The organism is Saprospira grandis DSM 2844 (assembly GCF_000275825.1).
GTDB lineage: Bacteria > Bacteroidota > Bacteroidia > Chitinophagales > Saprospiraceae > Saprospira > Saprospira grandis_A.
Genome location: NZ_JH719942.1, coordinates 3055140 through 3070966, shown reverse-complemented (window position 1 = coordinate 3070966; position 15827 = coordinate 3055140). Strand labels below are relative to the sequence as shown.

Genomic DNA, 15827 nt, shown 5'->3' with positions numbered 1-15827 from the left:
ACGCCATCCCCTCATTCGAGGGGATTTTCTGTTCCACTAGGCTCCATCAGCAAAGAAGGGCTTTAGCCCGCCAGTTTGCATAGCCCCACAACCATGGGCTTCAGCCCATGGGCCCAAAACTGCCCAGCCGCCAAAGAAGAAAGCATGGACTGAAAAATGTTTATTTATGGAGGGTTTTAACCCTCCATTGAACACAAAAATGCATTCGTTAATTGGCTGTAGGTTTCAACCTACAGGCCCATATAGCAGGCCCCTAGGGCCGCAGGCCTAGCGATGGTAGGCAGTGCGGCAAAGCCGCAGACCCAGCAAAAACTTGTTTTTTGCGCAGGGCCGAGCGAACAGCGAGCTGCCGAACGTAGCGCCCGCCAAAGGCGGGAGGCCCCAAAACACTCCGCCCCTTCTCCCCTTAAAAAGAAGGCTTAACTGATTGAAAAACAAGAAAACTATTCGCAAAAAAATGATGATTGTTAAAAGGGAGAAGAGTAGGGAAAAATGGAGGTTAAAAGTGGGAAAAAGTGGGAAAAAATAATATTTTGGGCCAAGTCTGATTGGCTAGAGGGGGCAAGAAAAACAAATGCTTATTTATAATATGCTTAAGCAGCTTATAGGTAAGCCATTACTAAAGCTCTTTTAAACATAGATTTATGCAATTTTTGGGAGAATACAGCTGCAAAATAGATGCAAAGGGGCGGTTCCGTTTGCCTGCAGCCATATTGGCCCAATATCCAGCGGCGGCAGTTGAGGGATTTGTATTAAATCGGGGATTTGAGTCTTGTTTGACCCTTTATCCGCAGGCGGCTTGGCAAAGCATAACCGAAGAGATGCAGCAATTGAACATATACCAGCGGCAAAACCGTCAGTTTGTGCGTTACTTTTTTCGGGGGGCAACGCCCTTGCAGCTAGACAAGCAGCAGCGCTTGCTTTTGCCCAAAAACTTATTGGATTATGCTCAGATAGCGAAGGAATTGGTGCTTTTTGCCTACTTCAATCGCATAGAGATTTGGGCCAAATCCGTGTACGACAACCTTTTAGTAGAAGAACCGGGCGACTTTGCCGATTTGGCGGAGTCTGTCATGGGAAAAATAGAGCAGAACTCAGATGTCTGATTACGATTATCATGAGGCGGTTTTGCGCCGGCCTTGTGTAGAAGCCCTAAATTTAGTGGCTGCTGGAACTTATGTAGATGTAACTTTTGGTGGTGGTGGACACAGCCGGGAGATTTTGCGGCAGCTAGAGGGCGGTCGCCTTTTTGGTTTTGACCAAGACCCCGATGCTCAGGCTAATCTGCCCGAGGATCCTCGTTTTGAGTTGCTTCCCTTTAACTTTCGTTACTTCAAGCGCTCTTTGCGTTTGGAGGCTGTGCGAGAGGTAGATGGGGTGCTGGCTGATTTGGGGGTTTCTTCTCATCAGATAGATACGGCAGACCGTGGATTTTCCTTTCGTTTTGAGGCGGAATTGGATATGCGCATGAGCCAAGATGGGGAGAAAGATGCTCGTTATATATTGAACAGCTACAGAGAGGAGGAATTGCAGCATATTTTCTCGCTTTATGGGGAGTTGCGCAACTCTAAGACCTTGGCCCAGACCATTGTCAAGGGGCGGCAGCGGCAAAAGATTGAGCGGGTGGAGCAATTGCTTCAGCTCATTCAGCCCATTATTCGGGGCAAGCAAAACCGTTATTTATCGCAGCTTTTTCAGGCCCTTCGGATGGAAGTCAATGAAGAGATTGAGGCCCTTAAGGAGATGTTGCAAGAAGCTACCGAGATGCTCAAGCCGGGTGGGCGTTTGGTGGTATTGAGCTATCATTCTTTGGAGGACCGTTTGGTCAAGCAATGGATTAAGAACGGTTGTTTTGACAAAGAGCCCGAAAAAGATGTTTATGGCCATTTTTATAAGCCTTTGAAGGCGGTCAATAGAAAACCCATTTTGCCTTCTGCCGAGGAGATTGCCCAGAACCCTAGGGCGCGTTCGGCTAAATTGAGAATTGCAGAAAAAATTGCCGACTAATTATGGCGAATGCTAAAAAGAAACAGCGAAGAGAGTTTAAGCTTCCCCCTTTGATGAGCCAATTGCAGGCCCTTGCTTTTATGCTCTTTCAGAATATCAACTTTATTTTTTTCTTGGCCCTTTTGGGGATCATCTACATTGCCAACTCGCATTATGCGGTAGAAACGGTAAAGGATATTCGGCAGCTGCAGGGAGAACTAAAGAAGGTCAGTTGGGAGAGTAATGCTCGCAAATCGGACCTCATGTATGAGAGTATGTTGTCTAGAGTTTCTCAGCGCTCCGAGCATTTGGGCCTGAAGCCACTCAAGGGCAAGCCCAAGAAAATTGAAGTTAAAAAAGAATAATCCGAGGTCATGAAAATCACTAAACTGACGCCCAAACAGGATGTACTATGGCGGATCTACCTGACCTTTGCCCTAATGGGGTTTATTGGTATTCTCATCATGGGGCGCATTGCCAGTATTCAGTACTTTGAGGGCAGCCAACTCCGAGAGAAGGCCGAACAAGAGCATATTGCCTTGAAGGATGTTAAGGCCCCCAGAGGAAATATCTTAGCCGATGACGGCAGCCTTTTGGCCACCTCCCTCCCCTATTTTAAGGTGCATTGGGATACCAAAGTAGTGCCTAGAGATACCTTTGATCGGTATGTAGATACCCTAGCTACTTGTTTAGCCACCTATGTTTATACGGATAAAACGCCGGGGCTTTGTCGCCAAGAGCTCATCAATGCCCGAGACAGCAGCCGTCGCTACCACCCTATTTTGCCCAATGTGAGCTACATTTTGCTGCAGAAGATCAAGGAGTTTCCCATTTTCTCTATGGGCGATCGCCTGAAGAGTGGTCTGATTGTCGAGCAGATGGCCAAGCGCCAATATCCCTTTAAGATGTTGGCCCACCGAACCATTGGCTACAGCCGAGTGGTCCAAACAGCTAGCGGTCCAGATACCCTTTCGGTCGGACTAGAACGCTCTTTTAATGATGTTTTGGCCGGAGAACAAGGCAAACAATATATGCAGCGCCTAAGTAAAGACCTTTGGGTGCCTGTAGATGATATTTCTAAAATTGAACCTCGGGCAGGACAGGATATTGTTACCACCATTGATGTTAATATTCAAGATGTAACCGAGCGGGCCCTACTCGAAAGCCTTCAGCAATATGAGGGAGAGCATGGCTGTGCCATTGTGATGGATGTAAAAACTGGGGCCATTAAGGCTATTGCCAATATTGGGTTTAATAAGAAACGGACGGAGTTTTGGGAAAACTACAACTATGCCGTTGGAGAACGGACCGAGCCCGGCTCTACCTTTAAACTGGCCTCTATTATGGCCCTAATGGAAGATGGTTATGTCAAACCCACAGATACCGTCAATCTCAATGAAGGACGCTGGCAGTTTTATGATGAAACCATGGAGGATGCCTCTTATCATGGGCTGCGCTTGACTACCGTAGGAAAAGCCTTTGAAATCTCTTCTAATGTGGGGATTGCCAAATTGACGCATAAGTATTATAACAAAAGTAAGGAAGGCCAAAGCCAGTTTATTCAGCGGCTATCGGATATGGTCTTGACCCAATCTACCAATGTAGATATTGATGGAGAGCGCGAGCCTTATATTAAAGACCCTAATAATAGCGACTGGAGTGGAATTACCATTCCTTGGATGTCTATTGGTTATGAGTCGGAGCTCACGCCCCTACAAATGCTGACCTTTTACTCGGCGGTGGCCAATGGCGGCCAGATGATGAAGCCGCAAATTGTTACGGAGATTCGCTCTTATGGCTCGGTGGTCAAAAAGATTCCGCCCAAGGTGGTCAAACGCCGAATTGCCTCAGAGGCAACCATCCAAGCGGCTACCGATATGCTTAAACGCGTAGTGGCCTCTCCTAAGGGAACGGCGCATAAGATCTACACGCCTCGCTACGCTATTGCGGGCAAAACGGGTACGGCCATTATGAACTATAAGGCCCATAAACAAAAAGGCGAAGCCAAGCGCTATCGGGGATCATTTGCGGGCTTTTTTCCTGCCGATAATCCCGCCTATGCTTGTGTGGTGGTTATTACCAACCCCCGTACTGGTTTTTATGGAGGTCGTGTAGCCGCTCCGGTCTTTAGAAAGATTGCCGACTATTGCTACTCGCTTTCTTTGGGCTCTCATAAGGCCCTCAATGCCGATGAGGCCGTTTATACCGATGCGACTTTGCCTCGTTTGCCCGTGGGCCAAAAGGAAGACCTCAACTACATCATGAAAGAGCTAAATCTGCCCTTTGCCGATAGCTCGGCCACCCCTTGGGCGGTGGGCATGATTCGCAATGATTCGATTAACCTACGCAGCCGAAATGTGCAAAAGGATGTGGTTCCCAATGTAGTGGGTATGGGCCTTAAAGATGCCCTATTCTTGCTAGAAAACAACCGACTTCGGGTTCGGGTACTGGGGGTAGGAAAAGTCAAATCGCAATCGGTGCCTGCTGGCCGCAGCATTCAATCTGTTCAAACTATTACTCTCGTTCTCGGATAAGTTTTTTATATGTCTACCCTCAAAGACCTTTTAGCCAATATCAACTATAACGTCAAAGGGCGCTATCCTGCCGATCTAGAATTAGCTGGACTTTGCCTCGATTCTCGACAAGCTAAGATGGGCTGGCTCTTTGCCGCCCTGCCTGGCAGCCAGGTCGATGGTCACGATTATATTGAGCAAGCCTTGGCTAATGGTTGCTCGGCGGTGCTTTGCGAAAGATGGCCAAAAAAAATAGCCGCTAAGGTCTGTTATATTAAGGTAGAAAAAGTAGCCGATGCTTTGGGTCCACTAGCCGCCAACTTTTATGAGCAGCCCAGCCAACAACTGGCCTTAGTAGGCGTAACGGGCACCAATGGAAAAACGAGTACAGTGAGCCTGTTGTATCGGCTGTTTAAAAAGCTGGGCCATAAGGTGGGCCTGATTTCCACTATTGAGAATCGCATTGATGATGAGGTACTAACATCTACGCATACTACGCCCAATGCCATTGAGCTACAAGCCCTTTTGGCCCAAATGCGAGATGCAGCCTGCGATTATGTGTTCATGGAAGTGAGCTCGCATGCTGCCGAACAAGGCCGAATTGCTGGCGCTCATTTTACAGGCGGCGTTTTTAGTAATATTTCTCATGATCATCTCGATTATCACAAGACCTTTAAGAATTATATTTTTGCCAAAAAGCGCTTTTTTGACCAGCTGCCAAGCTCGGCTTTTGCTCTTGTCAATGCCGACGATAAGCGGGCGGAGGTCATGCTCCAAAATTGCTCGGCCAAGGCCTACCGCTATGCGCAAAAGCAATTGGCAGATTTTCGCTTTCGCTTGCTAGAAAATAGCCTTTCGGGCTTGCAGCTAGAGCTCGATGGCCAAGAATTTCACTGCAGTTTGGTAGGCGACTTTAATGCCTACAACCTACTGGCGGTCTATGCCACCGCTATTTTGCTCGAAGAGCCCAAAACGGAGGTCCTACGCATTCTCTCGGGCCTGAAACCACCAGCGGGCCGCTTTGAATATGTGCGGATTCCCAACAATCCCGTGCAAACCATTGTGGATTATGCCCATACGCCCGATGCCCTAGAAAAGGTTTTGCAAACCCTAAAAGCGACCACATCTACAGGCCGAATTATTACGGTGGTGGGCTGTGGGGGCAATCGCGACAATAGCAAGAGGCCCATTATGGCCCAAAAAGCGGCCACTTATTCCGATCTACTCATCTTGAGTTCTGATAATCCCCGCTTTGAAGAGCCCGAAGCCATTCTAGACGAAATGTGGGCGGGCCTAAGCAAGGCCCAACAAGCCCAAACTTACCGCCAAGTCAATCGCCGAGAAGCCATCCGCTGGGCCTGCCAACTGGCCCAAGCCGAGGACGTAATTTTGGTGGCGGGCAAGGGACATGAAACCTACCAAGAAATTAAGGGGGAACGCCTTCCCTTTGATGATCGAGAAGAGTTGCGCCAAGCCTTAGAAGAGCAGTTGGCAAAGTTTGTTTAGTGTTTTTTGGGGCCTGCCGCCTTCGGCGGCCGGGCTGTGTCGCAGCTCGCTGTTCGCTCGGCCCTTCGGCGCTTTCAGCGCCTTGGTCTGGCCTAACGGCCACTGCTGTCCATCCCTAGGCCTGCGGCGGCTTCGCCGCCTGCTAGCTGTGGCTGCAGGTTGAAACCAGCAGCCATACAACAACTCCATTCTACATCTATAGTGCGGAGAGGATTAAAATCCTCTACCGCTTTGAACAAGGATTATTTTTTCTTCGGTTGTTTGATTTTGTTTTGTCTCCCCCATAAATTTCATAGGAACCCTAGGGCCAAGGCCCTAGGCTAACTAGAAAATCGCCATCCCCTCATTCGAGGGGATTTTCTGTTCCACTAGGCTCCATCAGCAAAGAAGGGCTAAAATGTTTATTTATGGAGGGTTTCAACCCTCCATTGAACACAAAAATGCATTCGTTAATTGGCTGTAGGTTTCAACCTACAGTCCATATAGCAGGCCCGTAGGGCCGCAGGCCACAACAAGCCCTTTAGGGCGTCTTCGACGACCAAAGGGAGTAACCGATGTGCAGGGGTGGCCGTAGGCCAGACCAAGCGGGCTTCGCCCGCGCAGGGCCGAGCGACCCGACCAACGGGAGCCGAGGCAGCGAAGCAAGTAACAGCGAGCTGCCGAACGACAACAAGCCCTTTAGGGCGTCTTCGACGACCAACGGGAGTAACCGCCCGCCGAAGGCGGGAGGCCCCTAAAAAATAAATTTGCGTTTATACTAAAAAGTTACTACCTTTTAAAGCTTAGGTGAAATATTTCCCCTCCATTTAATATTTGCACACTAAAGTCATTTAAGAATAAAACCTTAAATGACTTTTAAAATTAGCCAAGATGCCCAAAACTACCCTCTTTTTAGCCCTTTACCTACTACTATTTGCCCAACTAAAAGCACAAAGCTACAACAGTCTATCCGAGGCCTTTGCACATAAAGAAGAGGCCAAAATTCTAGATTTATCTAAGCAGAATTTAGGTAATCTAGATCCCCGTTTTTCAGAGCTCCATCAATTGACCCATCTAAATTTAAGCGAAAACAAATTGCAGGGATTTCCCTTAGGCTCTTTTCTAGAGACAAAACAGCTAGAATGGATTGATGCTTCTCATAATCAATTTGAAATAGCTGATGTTACGCGATTCCTTTATTCTCCTAAGATTCGCTATTTGGATCTAAGCTACAACCCCATAAAAAACTTAAAAAGATTTTATCTAACAGAAGAGCTTCCTATCGATAGAACAAAGCCGGTTCCAACACCCAAAATATTAGCCAGCCCTAGTCTAGAAAAGCTCATCATTAAGCATACAGAGCTAAGCATGCTCTATGAAGAATTTGCTGTTTTCCCCAATTTAAAATATCTCGACCTCAGTCATAACAAGATTGTTGCTGCAGGTGATGCGCTTTTTAAATTAAAGGAACTAGACAGCTTAATTCTTTCTCATAATGACTTTATTTTCTTGCCTAGTCGAGACAGCATAAGGGCCCATAAGCTAAGCTATATAGATGTTAGTCATAACCCAAGGTTAGTAGATATTGACCAACTATTTAATCAGTTCCCCAACTTAAGGCATATCAATGCAAGTTATTTGGGGGATGGCAGTCACTACAATATGCGATTTGGCTTAGTTTCGTCTAAAAAATTCTATAAAAATAGTCCTGTAAAAACGCTTTTATTGGCCCATTCTCACTTAAAGTCGGTCCCAAAAGCTATGAGATATATGAAAAACCTAGAATATCTTGACCTTAGCCATAATGAGCTGCAATCCCTGCCCAAATCCTTTAAGCGCTTAAAAAATCTCAAGAAATTGGACCTCAGAGGCAACCCTTTTCTAGAAAAGGAGAAAGAAAACTGCCGAAAATATCTGCCAGATTGTGAAATACTCTTTTAACTGCTGTAATTTACGGGCCCAAAAAGGCGCGTAGCGCCTTGGCTGAGGGATGGACAGCAGTGGCCGCAGGCCAGACCGAGCTTTTTTGAGCAAAGCGAAAAAAAGCGAAGGGCCGAGCGAACAGCGAGCTGCGAAACAGCCCGACCCGAGCGAAGCGAGGGGCAGCCCCAAAAAAGAACCATTATTCATAGCCCTTGAGGCAGAAAAGAGCTTATGTTATTTCATTTATTTGACTACCTAGAACAACAGTACGATTTTCCTGGCGCCAGCCTTTTTCAGTTTATTAGCTTTCGGGCAGCGCTGGCCATTATTATTTCCCTGATTATTTCGCTTTTGATGGGGGGCCGCATTATTGGCTGGATCAAGCGGCGGCAGATGCTAGAAAAACAGCGGGCTTTGGGCCTTCCTGGAGAGGAGCTCAAGGCCAACACGCCGACCATGGGGGGAATTCTGATTCATATGGCCATTATTCTCCCTTGTCTATTATTGGCCGATTTGAGCAATGTCTACATTCAGTTGATGTTGCTCTCTACCGTTTGGATGGGGGCTATTGGCTTTATTGATGATTACTTTAAGCTGACGCGATCTAAGGCGGGTTTGAGTGGAAAATACAAGATTTTGGGACAGGTCGTTTTGGGCGGCATTGTGGGCGCTACCATGCTTTTCCATTCTGATGTTGTGGTCCGAGTAAATGCCGAGCAACTGGCCCAAGGCAACTATGAAGTGATTGATACGGTTCAGGTTCAACTGGAGCGTTTGGGCGATAAGGAAGAGCTTTATTATGTAAAATCGACCATGACCAATGTGCCTTTTTTTAAGGGCAATGAGCTAGATTATACCGATTTCCTTTGGTTTTTGGGCGATAATGCGCCTCAGTGGGTGTGGTTGCTCTTTATTCCCTTTGTCATTTTGATTGTTACGGCCGTATCTAATGCGGCCAACTTAACGGATGGAATAGATGGTTTGGCGGCGGGAACCTCCGCCATTATTGGGGCCACTTTGGGGATTCTTGCCTATGTATCGGGCAACAACATTTTGGCCGATTATCTGGGGGTCCTCTATTTGCCCTATGTGGGAGAAATGACCATATTTATTGCCTGTTTTCTGGGGGCTTGCATTGGCTTTTTGTGGTACAATGCTTATCCTGCCCAAGTTTTTATGGGCGATACGGGCAGTTTGGCTTTGGGGGGTATTATTGCTGCCATTGCGATTATCTTGCGCAAAGAGCTCTTGATTCCCTTGCTTTGTGGAATCTTTTTGGCCGAAAACCTATCGGTCATTATTCAAGTAAGCTATTTTAAATATACCAAAAAGAAATATGGAGAAGGGCGCCGCATCTTCTTGATGTCGCCTTTGCACCACCACTTTCAGAAGCAGGGCATGCATGAATCGAAAATTGTTAGCCGCTTTTGGATTGTGGGTATTTTGTTGGCCGTTTTGACCATCATCACTTTGAAAATACGCTAAGATGTTGGAACAAGTTGTTGTTTTGGGCGCCGGAGAAAGTGGCTTGGGCGCTGCCCTTTTGGCCCAAAAAAAAGGCGGAAACGTCTTTGTTTCGGATGCGGGAAGCATTCGGGCAGACCGAGCAGCTATTTTACGAGCTGCAGGTATTCCCTTTGAGCAGGGCGGACATAGCGAAGAGCGCATTTTGGCCGCTCAGCTGATTATTAAAAGTCCGGGGATTCCAGATACCGCCCCTTTGGTTCAAAAAGCTAGCGCTGCGGGCATTCCCATTTGGGATGAGATTGAGCTAGCGGCTCGTTATAGCTCGGCCAAAGTGATTGGCATTACGGGCAGCAATGGAAAAACGACGACCACAGCTCTCCTTTATCATTTGCTCAAAACGGCGGGTTATGCTGTGGGCTTGGGGGGAAATATTGGTCAGAGTTGGGCCATGCAATTGGCCCAAGGCCAAGATGATGAATATATGGTGCTAGAGCTGAGCAGCTTTCAGCTCGATCGCTGTTATGAGTTGGCTCCAGAACTGATGATTTTGACCAATGTCAGTCCCGATCATTTGGATCGTTATGGCTATGAGATGGATAATTATCTGGCTTCCAAGTTCCGCCTCATTCAAAATAAAACAGCCGAGCAGCCTTTTATCTATCCCAAAGAAGATCCTTATATTCCCGCAGGTTTAAAGCGCTATTATCAGGGACCTCGGGCCAATTGCTTGGCCCAAGATTGGCCCGAGCTAAAGGCCAAAGCGCTATGGGTAGAAGATTGGGCCTTTGTCCAAGATCAACTTCCTTTGGTGGGCCGCCATAACCTGATGAACATAAAAATGGCTTTGCAAGCCGTCAAATGCCTAGGCATCTCTCAGGAAATGGCCCAAAAAGGCCTCGATAGCTTTGAAAACCACCCCCACCGCTTGGAAAAAGTAATGGTTTTGGGCGGTGTTCAATATATCAATGATAGTAAAGCCACCAATGTGGAAGCAGTTTACTACGCCCTAGAAGCCATGCAAGCACCAACGGTTTGGATTGTTGGCGGAGTAGATAAAGGCAATGATTATAGTAGCCTTTTCCCCTTTATCGGGCAGCCCGTAAAAGCTATTGTTTGTTTGGGGGTAGATAATCGCCCAATTAGGGCCGCCTTTGCTGCCAAAACTGACTATATTGTGGAGGCTGCCTCTATGGCAGAAGCCATAAAACTGGCCAGCCTCTATGCCCAAGCTGGAGATAATATTCTATTGTCGCCCGCCTGCGCTAGCTTCGACCTATTCAAAAACTATATCGATCGTGGCGATCAATTTAAGGCCATTTTGGAAGAGCAACGTCAACTCTTAGAAAAAGGCCATAGTATACAGATGAATCTAACCGTCAATCGAAATAAAAAATAGTAGCCCATGAGCTCTAGCATGAGTGTTTTTCAAAAGCGAATTGCCGCCCTTTTGCAAGGGGATCAAATCATTTGGTTGGTCCTTGGCCTTTTGGGCATTATTTCTATTCTGACCGTTTATAGCTCGGCAGAAGTACTGGCCAACCGAAACGGCGTGGGCACCGAGTCTTTTCTCGTCAAGCATATTATGCTGCTCATCGCCTCGGTGGTGGTGATGTATATTGCCCATTTGATTCACTATAAACGCTACGCCCGCTGGTCCACCATTATGCTGGTCCTCTCGGTCCTGATGCTCCTCTTTACCATGTTTTTCGGGACAGAGCTAAACGGGGCCTCCCGCTGGATTAAGATTCCTTTTGTCGGCATTACCTTCCAAACCTCCGATTTTGCCAAGATTTCACTCATTTTATATGTGGCCCGAACCATTTCACTCTTACAGGAGAAAAAAGGCTCGCTCTTAGAGCTAGTTTTGCCCGTTTTGCTGGTTTGTGTGCTCATTGCCCCCTCCGATTTATCTAGCGCACTGGTCCTTTTCTTTACCTGCATTTTGCTGATGTTTATCGGTCGGGTAGAAATTCGCAGCCTGATTTCTTTGGTCATGCTGGGCGTGGGCCTTTTTGCCATGCTCGTTATTCTCTCCGATTTTGTCGATTGGATCCGTGTAGATACTTGGGTGAGCCGCTTGCGCAGCTTTATGGATGGCTCTGGCTCTGGCGATGTCTTTCAGGTAGAACAGGCCAAAATGGCTATTGCTCGTGGAGGGTTCTTTGGTGTGGGCCCCGGCAATGGAGTGCAAGCGCACTTTTTGCCCCACTCCTACTCCGATTATATTTATTGTATTATCATTGAGGAATACGGCATCATTGGGGGCATCTTTGTGGTTGCGCTCTATTTGGCCCTCCTCTATCGTACAATTGGAATGGTGCGCCGTAGCCCCAAAACCTTTGGCGCTATGCTGGCCTTTGGCCTCTGCGCGAGTATGGTCATTCAGGCCTTTGCCCATATGGCCGTAAATGTGAACTTGATGCCCGTAACGGGACTCACGCTCCCCTTTGTGAGTATGGGAGGAACCTCCCTGATGTTTACGGGGCTCTCTTTTGGCGTGATGCTGAGCGTGAGCCGAAATATTGAAAAAAATCAACCGAAGAAAGAAGCAAAAGAAGAAGCAGCTTAATGAAATATCTAATTAGTGGCGGGGGAACCGGCGGCCATATTTTTCCAGCCATTGCCATCGCCCAAGCCTTAGAACAGGCCGACCCCCAAGCCGAATTCCTTTTTGTAGGAGCAGAGGGAAAAATGGAAATGCAAAAGGTGCCCGAAGCAGGCTACCGCATCGAAGGCCTCCCTATCGCAGGCTTCAACCGCCAAAGTTTACTCAAAAACTGGAAGCTCCCCTTTAAGATCTGGGCCTCGATGTCTAAAGCCCGAAAAATTATCCGTGACTTTCAACCCGATGCCGCTATTGGCGTGGGGGGCTACGCTAGCGGAGTGGCCGTCAAAATGGCCAATATGATGAAGATCCCCGCTTTGGTCCATGAACAAAACTCTTATGCCGGAAAAACAAACCAGATTTTGGGCAAAAGCGTAGATAAGGTCTGCGTGGCTTACCCCAATATGCAACGCTTTTTTCCTAGTGATAAAATTGTGCTTACTGGCAATCCCATTCGCAAGGATGTACTGCAAAAATCTGATAAACGGACCGAGGCTTTCGATTTTTATGGCTTCGACCCCCATAAAAAAACCATTTTCTTGACGGGCGGCAGCCTAGGCGCTCGCAGCCTCAACGAAAGTATGTTGCCCTTTGTCGAAGAATTGCAAAAACAAGAGGTGCAGGTCCTCTGGCAAGCAGGCAAACTCTATATTAAAGAGTTTGACCCCCTAGCCCAAAAGTACCCCAACCTAAAGATTCAGGCCTTTATTCAACGGATGGACCTGGCCTATGCCATGGCCGATATGGTCATCGCTAGAGCCGGCGCCCTTACCCTTTCAGAGCTTTGCGAAAACGGAAAAGCTGCTATTTTGGTCCCCTCTCCCAATGTGGCCGAAGACCATCAAACAGCCAATGCCAAGGCCCTTACAGAAGAAGAGGCCGCCCTCTGGTTAGCCGATGCCGAAGCCCGAGAAAAACTGATTCCCCAAGCTTTGGAGTTGTTACAAAATGAAGCAGAAATTCAAAAGTTGGGAGAGGCCGCAAAACGTCTAGCCAAACCTCAGGCCGCCCAAGAAATCGCTCAGGAGATCCTCCAGCTGATCAAGTAGTCTGTTTTGGGGCCTCCGCTGCGGCTTCGCCTTGCGGCGCTACGTTACAGGGCTCGCAGGTCTGCTCGGCCCTTCGTTTTTTCGCTCTGCTCAAAAACTTGGTCTGGCCTGCGGCCACCCTTTCACATCGCTAGGCCGTTTACGGCCTTTGGCCGTAGCGGCGGCTTCGCCGCCGCCATTTGGACCAACTTCTTACACCTAATAAAAATCGAATCATGGCCTTAGCCTCTATTAAGAAGATCTATTTTGTTGGAATTGGTGGAATTGGGATGAGTGCCCTTGCCCGCTATTTTAATTATTTGGGGGCCCAAGTTTTGGGCTATGATAAAACCGAAACGGCCCTGACCAAAAAGTTGGTTGAAGAAGGCATGCAAATTCATTATGCAGAACAAGCCGATCAAATTCCAGCCGATGTAGATTTGGCGGTATACACCCCCGCTATTCCCACCCAAAATAGCGAACTACAATATTTTCAGGCGGCAGATACGCCTTTGCTCAAGCGCTCCGAGCTCTTGGGCCTCATTTCTAAAGAGCGGCGGACCATTGCGGTGGCGGGCACCCATGGCAAAACTAGCACTTCTTCTATTTTGACTCATTTGCTCCGCAGCGGAGGTATTGATTGCACAGCCTTTTTGGGTGGAATTGCCAATAATTTAGGGAGTAACTTTGTGGCGGGCAGTTCGGATTGGGTCGTTGTAGAGGCCGATGAATTTGATCGTTCCTTTTTGCATCTGCGTCCAGAAATTGGCATTATCACTTCTACGGATGCGGACCATCTCGATATTTATGGGGAGCATGGGCAATTGCTCGATAGCTTTAATGAGTTTGCGGGACTTTGCAGCAAGCAGCTTTTTTTGGCCCAGGGTACAGCAATAGAGCAAGAAGGTATTGAGGCCCAAATAGCCCATTATAGCGCCAGCAGTACTGCCGATTATCAGGCGAGTAGGATTCGGGCGCAGGCTCCCAACTTTGTTTTTGATGCACAATTGGCGGAGCATTTTTGGGAGGACCTCAATTTCTCTTTGCCTGGTCGTCATAATGTAGAAAATGCTTTGGCGGCTATAGCCGTAGCTTTAGAATTGGGCCTTAGTGAAGAGCAAATTCGCCAGGGTTTGCGCAGTTTTAGAGGCATTTGGCGGCGTTTTGAGTGGGTGGTCAAGCAGCCCAATAAAGTATTTATAGATGATTATGCGCATCATCCCACCGAATTAAAAGCGGCTATACGGACCGCCCGCAGTCTTTTTCCGAAGCGGAAATTGCTAGGGATATTCCAGCCACATTTATTTAGCCGCACTCGTGACTTCCTAGAGGGCTTTGCGGCGGCTTTGGATGGTTTGGACCAGCTCTACCTATTAGATATTTATCCGGCCAGAGAGGAGCCCATTGAGGGTATTGATTCTGCGGCTATTTTGGCCCTTATGCAATTAGGCGAAAAAGAATTAGTGGGTCAGGCCGAACTGCTTGACAAATTGGCCCAAGATCCCCCTGCCCTTTTATTGAGTTTGGGCGCAGGTGATATAGGCGCCTTAGTGCCAAAAATAGCAGAAGAAATTTACCATAAAACCGAATAAAATTTTCTGTATCAAAGAAAACGGAATTTTTTGTCGAAAGCCGTTGTTTAGGCCAAAGTTTTACGCTATCTTTTAGCGTTTAAATAGGCGAAAAGTTTTTTTGCTTTTGGGCCAAGGTTAATGCTAAACTGGCTAAAATTGGTCCGAAAGATGTAGCAGGGCGCGCAGCGCCCGCAAAGGAGCGAAGCGACTGGCCTAGCGATGTGGAGGGGTGGCCGAAGGCCAGACCGAAGCGCGCAGCGCTGAAGGGCCGAGCGAATAGCGAGCCCCGAAACGTAGCGCCGCAAGGCGAAGCCGCAGCGGAGGCCCCAAAACAGCAGTGAGTCCTGCAACGACAAGAAGGTCTTTAGATTGGAGGGAGTAACCGTTGCAACATTATATTCAGCGGAGGCCTTAAAAGAAAAACGTCTATTTAGCAACAGATTAAAAAGGTATGAAAGTACATCCTGGAAGATTGAAGTGGATAGCGGCTCGGATGGGCTGGATCATTGGGGCCTTAGTATTGGTTCTCTTGATATGGGGCGGTGTACGTTATCGGCAGCAGAGTCGGGTATCTAGGGTATATATTCAGATAGAAGAAGATGCTCAGGGCAATGCCTTTGTGGACAGTAATGATGTGCGGGATATATTGGTCAAGACCTTTGGACATTTTGTAGAGGGGCAGACTTTGGAGAAGATTGATGTGGGGGCGATAGAGTCGGCTTTGGAGCAAGATCTTTTTGTTGAGGAGGCTGATGTTTATGTGGATGCGATGGCGAATGTCAATATTAGCATTCGGCAGCGCTTGCCTATTTTGCGGGTAATGGATGTAGAGGATGAGACTTATTATTTGGATGCGCAGGGTCGGCAGATTCCGTTTTCGACTAAATACACGGCTCGGGTATTGGTGGTAACGGGTGACATTGGTTTGTACAATTCTAGTTTTATGGAATTGGAGGATCATCGTTTGCGGCACAGTTTTATTTTGGCAGAGGCAATTTTGGAAGATCCTTTATTGTCTAAGCAGATCGAGCAAATACACATCAATCGCTTGGGCGATGCTTTATTGGTTCCGAAAGTGGGCAACCACAAAATATATTTTGGGGCGCCTTTGGAGCGTACGGTTGAGAAGTTGGATGAGTTGAAGATATTTTACAGAGAGGCCATGCCTTATGAGGGTTGGGAGAAGTACAAGTTGCTAAACCTAGCGTTTGAGGGGCAGATAGTGGCCAAAAAGAGATAGCAATTC

13 protein-coding genes are annotated in these 15827 nt (G+C 47.6%); 12 read left to right on the top strand and 1 reads right to left on the bottom strand.

Translation table 11 applies throughout. The features are described 5' to 3' along the window. Positions 1-644 precede the first annotated feature (644 nt). The 5 genes from mraZ to SAPGRDRAFT_RS13930 are packed head-to-tail and all read left to right on the top strand — an operon-like array spanning position 645 to position 6005. The gene (mraZ, locus tag SAPGRDRAFT_RS13950) at positions 645-1106 is read left to right on the top strand and encodes a division/cell wall cluster transcriptional repressor MraZ (RefSeq protein ID WP_002659896.1); all 462 of its coding nucleotides are present in this window, start codon (positions 645-647) and stop codon (positions 1104-1106) included. Further along, on the top strand, positions 1099-2007 hold the full coding sequence (rsmH, locus tag SAPGRDRAFT_RS13945; RefSeq protein ID WP_002659895.1) for a 16S rRNA (cytosine(1402)-N(4))-methyltransferase RsmH: 909 nt from the start codon (positions 1099-1101) through the stop codon (positions 2005-2007). The genes mraZ and rsmH overlap by 8 nt, the downstream gene beginning before the upstream one ends. A gap of 2 nt (positions 2008-2009) precedes the next feature. After that, positions 2010-2351 carry an FtsL-like putative cell division protein gene (locus tag SAPGRDRAFT_RS13940; RefSeq protein ID WP_002659894.1) on the top strand — a complete coding sequence of 114 codons (342 nt, stop codon included), beginning with the start codon at positions 2010-2012 and terminating at the stop codon, positions 2349-2351. A gap of 9 nt (positions 2352-2360) precedes the next feature. Beyond that, on the top strand, positions 2361-4520 hold the full coding sequence (locus SAPGRDRAFT_RS13935) for a penicillin-binding protein (protein ID WP_002659893.1): 2160 nt from the start codon (positions 2361-2363) through the stop codon (positions 4518-4520). Positions 4521-4529: 9 nt separating this feature from the next. Then, a complete protein-coding gene (locus tag SAPGRDRAFT_RS13930; RefSeq protein ID WP_002659892.1) occupies positions 4530-6005 on the top strand; it encodes a UDP-N-acetylmuramoyl-L-alanyl-D-glutamate--2,6-diaminopimelate ligase in 1476 nt (491 codons plus the stop codon). Positions 6006-6097: 92 nt separating this feature from the next. Here the strand turns inward: SAPGRDRAFT_RS13930 and SAPGRDRAFT_RS23135 are convergent, their stop codons facing one another. After that, on the bottom strand, positions 6098-6244 hold the full coding sequence (locus tag SAPGRDRAFT_RS23135) for a hypothetical protein (protein ID WP_172635360.1): 147 nt from the start codon (positions 6242-6244) through the stop codon (positions 6098-6100). 631 nt (positions 6245-6875) lie between these two features. Between SAPGRDRAFT_RS23135 and SAPGRDRAFT_RS13925 the strand changes: the two genes are divergently transcribed. The 7 genes from SAPGRDRAFT_RS13925 to SAPGRDRAFT_RS13890 all read left to right on the top strand — a co-directional run bounded on the left by SAPGRDRAFT_RS13925 (position 6876) and on the right by SAPGRDRAFT_RS13890 (position 15821). Beyond that, a complete protein-coding gene (locus SAPGRDRAFT_RS13925) occupies positions 6876-7925 on the top strand; it encodes a leucine-rich repeat domain-containing protein (RefSeq protein WP_002659891.1) in 1050 nt (349 codons plus the stop codon). 213 nt (positions 7926-8138) lie between these two features. After that, positions 8139-9392, top strand: coding sequence for a phospho-N-acetylmuramoyl-pentapeptide-transferase (mraY, locus tag SAPGRDRAFT_RS13915; RefSeq protein WP_002659890.1), 1254 nt, complete (start codon positions 8139-8141; stop codon positions 9390-9392). Between the two features lies 1 nt (position 9393). Beyond that, on the top strand, positions 9394-10770 hold the full coding sequence (gene murD / locus SAPGRDRAFT_RS13910) for a UDP-N-acetylmuramoyl-L-alanine--D-glutamate ligase (protein ID WP_002659889.1): 1377 nt from the start codon (positions 9394-9396) through the stop codon (positions 10768-10770). Positions 10771-10776: 6 nt separating this feature from the next. Next, the gene (locus SAPGRDRAFT_RS13905; protein ID WP_002659888.1) at positions 10777-11943 is read left to right on the top strand and encodes an FtsW/RodA/SpoVE family cell cycle protein; all 1167 of its coding nucleotides are present in this window, start codon (positions 10777-10779) and stop codon (positions 11941-11943) included. Beyond that, positions 11943-13028 (top strand): undecaprenyldiphospho-muramoylpentapeptide beta-N-acetylglucosaminyltransferase, encoded by a 1086-nt coding sequence (murG, locus tag SAPGRDRAFT_RS13900; protein ID WP_002659887.1) that lies wholly within the window; start codon positions 11943-11945, stop codon positions 13026-13028. Before SAPGRDRAFT_RS13905 ends, murG begins: the two co-directional genes overlap by 1 nt. 215 nt (positions 13029-13243) lie before the next feature. Further along, a complete protein-coding gene (murC, locus tag SAPGRDRAFT_RS13895) occupies positions 13244-14599 on the top strand; it encodes a UDP-N-acetylmuramate--L-alanine ligase (protein WP_002659886.1) in 1356 nt (451 codons plus the stop codon). A gap of 433 nt (positions 14600-15032) precedes the next feature. After that, positions 15033-15821 (top strand): cell division protein FtsQ/DivIB, encoded by a 789-nt coding sequence (locus SAPGRDRAFT_RS13890; RefSeq protein WP_002659885.1) that lies wholly within the window; start codon positions 15033-15035, stop codon positions 15819-15821. Positions 15822-15827: the final 6 nt, after the last annotated feature.

What these genes read in the sequence shown, in the direction of transcription:
- rsmH (WP_002659895.1), top strand. Translation starts at nt 1,099, where the DNA reads ATGTCTGATTACGATTATCATGAGGCGGTTTTGCGCCGGCCTTGTGTA.
- SAPGRDRAFT_RS13925 (WP_002659891.1), top strand. Translation starts at nt 6,876, where the DNA reads ATGCCCAAAACTACCCTCTTTTTAGCCCTTTACCTACTACTATTTGCC.
- SAPGRDRAFT_RS13905 (WP_002659888.1), top strand. Translation starts at nt 10,777, where the DNA reads ATGAGCTCTAGCATGAGTGTTTTTCAAAAGCGAATTGCCGCCCTTTTG.
- SAPGRDRAFT_RS13890 (WP_002659885.1), top strand. Translation starts at nt 15,033, where the DNA reads ATGAAAGTACATCCTGGAAGATTGAAGTGGATAGCGGCTCGGATGGGC.
- SAPGRDRAFT_RS13930 (WP_002659892.1), top strand. Translation starts at nt 4,530, where the DNA reads ATGTCTACCCTCAAAGACCTTTTAGCCAATATCAACTATAACGTCAAA.
- mraY (WP_002659890.1), top strand. Translation starts at nt 8,139, where the DNA reads ATGTTATTTCATTTATTTGACTACCTAGAACAACAGTACGATTTTCCT.
- murG (WP_002659887.1), top strand. Translation starts at nt 11,943, where the DNA reads ATGAAATATCTAATTAGTGGCGGGGGAACCGGCGGCCATATTTTTCCA.
- murC (WP_002659886.1), top strand. Translation starts at nt 13,244, where the DNA reads ATGGCCTTAGCCTCTATTAAGAAGATCTATTTTGTTGGAATTGGTGGA.
- SAPGRDRAFT_RS13935 (WP_002659893.1), top strand. Translation starts at nt 2,361, where the DNA reads ATGAAAATCACTAAACTGACGCCCAAACAGGATGTACTATGGCGGATC.
- murD (WP_002659889.1), top strand. Translation starts at nt 9,394, where the DNA reads ATGTTGGAACAAGTTGTTGTTTTGGGCGCCGGAGAAAGTGGCTTGGGC.
- mraZ (WP_002659896.1), top strand. Translation starts at nt 645, where the DNA reads ATGCAATTTTTGGGAGAATACAGCTGCAAAATAGATGCAAAGGGGCGG.
- SAPGRDRAFT_RS13940 (WP_002659894.1), top strand. Translation starts at nt 2,010, where the DNA reads ATGGCGAATGCTAAAAAGAAACAGCGAAGAGAGTTTAAGCTTCCCCCT.